Raw genomic sequence first — 2,426 nt, 5'->3', positions numbered from 1 at the left:
AGCCGGGGAGCCAGTCGCCCGCATCCTTCGCATGCACGGAGGCAAACTTCATCTCCTGCCACGGCAGGCCGAGCCGCGCGCAGGCCAGCTGCAGCGTCGATACGTTCGGAATGACCTCGATCGCCTCGATGCACAGGCGCGCGGCCAGGAAGGCCGCAATGCCATGGCACAGCGGATCGCCGGTGGCCAGCACGACCACGCGGCGCTCTTCGGCCTGCGCGGCGCGGATCCATTCGGGCACCTGCGACAGCGCGCCCGTGAGATCGCGCTGCACCGCGCCGGGCGCGATGTGCGGCGCGAACAGCGCCAGCGTGCGCGCGGCGCCGATCACCAGTTGCGCCTTTTGCAGGTGGGCCATCGCGCCGCGCCCGAGGCTCGCATCGCCGTCGTCCAGCACGCCGAGGATGCGGCATTTGTTGGTCATGTTGTTGTTCTCGCTGTCGTTCACGGGGCCTCCGCGATCTTTCGGCCTTCGAAGTCGCAGACCAGCACCTTCAGTTCGAACTGGTCGGGGTAGCGCGTGCGCAGCGTCTGGATGACGCGCTGCGCGAGCGCCGTGTGAAAGGCGGTGCCGAGCCCGAGCGCGTCCATGCGCTCGCCGGCATAGCGCGCGGTCTCGTTGCCGCGGATCGCATCGCACACATCGGGCGGCGCGCCGAGTCCGGCGGCCAGGTCGGCCAGCAGGCCGGTGTCGACCTCGGCCCGGCCGGCGTGGGTGATGGTCTCGCCCTGCGCGATCTTGGTGAGCTTGCCGACCATGCCGCCGATCACCACCTTCCGGATTCCGGCCTTGACCGCGGCGCCCATCGCGTAGCGCAGGAAGTCGCCCATCTGCACGAAGGCCGGCTCGGGCAGCTCCGGCATTTCGGCCATCACGAATTTCTCGGTGCGCCCGCCGGTCGTGAGCACGACCACGCCATGGCCCAGCGTGCCCGCCACCTGCACGCCCTGCACCACGCTCGCGCGGTAGGCGGCGGTGGAATACGGCTTGACGATGCCGGTGGTGCCGAGGATCGAAATGCCGCCGAGGATGCCCAGGCGCGCATTGAGCGTCTTCTTGGCCATCTCCTCGCCCTGCGGCACGGAGATCGCGACTTCGAGGCCGACCTCGTCGAGCAGCGCCGCGCCCACCGCGCGCACGTTCGCCTCGATGTTGCGGCGCGGCACCGGGTTGATGGCCGGCCCGCCCACGGCGAGCCCGAGGCCCGGCATGGTGACGGTGCCCACGCCGGTGCCGCCGGCCAGCACCACCTGGCCCGCCAGATCGGGCAGCAGGCGCACGTCGGCCGTGAGATGGGCCTTGTCGGTGCAGTCGGGGTCGTCGCCGGCGTCCTTGATGACCATGGCGTGCGCGCTCGCGCTGTCGACGCGGCCATCGTGTACCGCGAAGCGCACGAGATCACCGTTGGGCAGCAGGCACTCGACGTGGTCGGGCACCTGGCCCGTGACCAGGCCGATCACCGCCGCGCGCGCCGCCGCGGCCGAACACGCACCGGTCGTGAAACCGGTGCGGGTGCCGCGGGGCGCGCCCTTGTCCATCATGCGGCGTGTTCGCGCGCCTCGGCCAGGCCCAGCAGCGCGTGGATCGCGGCCACCACCAGCGTGGAGCCGCCCTTGCGCCCGCGGATCACGATCCAGGGCACCTCGTCTTCGAGCGCGGCCAGGTCCTTCGATTCGGCCGCCGACACGAAGCCCACCGGCATGCCCACCACCAGCGCGGGGCGCGCGCCCTCTTCGCGGATCAGCCGCACGATCTCGATCAGCGCGGTCGGTGCATTGCCGATGCCGACGATCGCGCCGTCGACCAGCCCGAGCCGGTGCGCCTTGCGCATGGCCTGCACCGCGCGCGTGGTGCCTTCGGCCATCGCCTGCGAGATCACGTCCGGGTCGCTGATGAACTGGTGAGTGCCCATGCCGAAGTGCGCGAGGCGCGGCGCCGAGAGGCCGACGCAGATCATCTCGACATCGGCCAGCACGCGGCTGGCGCGCGAGCGGATGGCGGCAATGGCGGCGTCGACTGCCTCCGGGTGGAAGTCGGTCAGGCCGTTGAAGTCGAAGTCGGCGTTCGCATGGATCATGCGGCGCACCACGGGCCACTGGTCGGCCGTGTAGGCATGCGAGGCCACCTCGCGGTCGATCACCGCGAAGGAGTCGTGCTCGATGGCGCGGCCCGCCGCGGTGAGCTGCTCGGTGACGACGTTGGCCGCCGGGGCGTGCGTCGGCTTCATCGCAGCGCCGGCACCGCGTCGTGCGCATGGACGTGGCCATGCGCGTGGTCGTGATCGTGGTCGTGGTCGTGGCCGTGCGCCGCCGCATCGCCATGGTGGTGGCCGCCCAGCCCGTGCTCCACCGCAAAGTCGCGGAACTTGCAGCCGTCGCAAGGCATGAGCGCGGCCGGCGCGCCGCGCCGCAGGTCGTCCACGCGC

3 protein-coding genes and 1 pseudogene are annotated in these 2,426 nt (G+C 71.6%); all 4 read right to left on the bottom strand.

Annotated elements, in window-relative coordinates:
• Positions 1 to 424, bottom strand: a 424-nt coding sequence (gene cbiE, locus AC1DOC_RS29450; protein ID WP_478131100.1) for a precorrin-6y C5,15-methyltransferase (decarboxylating) subunit CbiE, incomplete at its 3' end; no start/stop codon positions are given.
• Between the two features lie 20 nt (positions 425 to 444).
• Complete coding sequence (locus AC1DOC_RS29445; protein WP_012746170.1) at positions 445 to 1,542, bottom strand: cobalt-precorrin-5B (C(1))-methyltransferase; 1,098 nt, start codon at positions 1,540 to 1,542, stop codon at positions 445 to 447.
• Positions 1,539 to 2,228 (bottom strand): precorrin-8X methylmutase, encoded by a 690-nt coding sequence (locus AC1DOC_RS29440; RefSeq protein WP_012746171.1) that lies wholly within the window; start codon positions 2,226 to 2,228, stop codon positions 1,539 to 1,541. The genes AC1DOC_RS29445 and AC1DOC_RS29440 overlap by 4 nt, the downstream gene beginning before the upstream one ends.
• Positions 2,225 to 2,426: pseudogene (locus AC1DOC_RS29435) on the bottom strand (sirohydrochlorin chelatase); the annotation flags it as partial. The gene AC1DOC_RS29440 and the pseudogene AC1DOC_RS29435, both read right to left, overlap by 4 nt.

It is taken from the genome of Variovorax sp. 01T439_2 (assembly GCF_056398445.1).
Note: the sequence above shows the minus strand (reverse complement) of the source record. Positions and strands in the feature narration are given on the sequence as shown.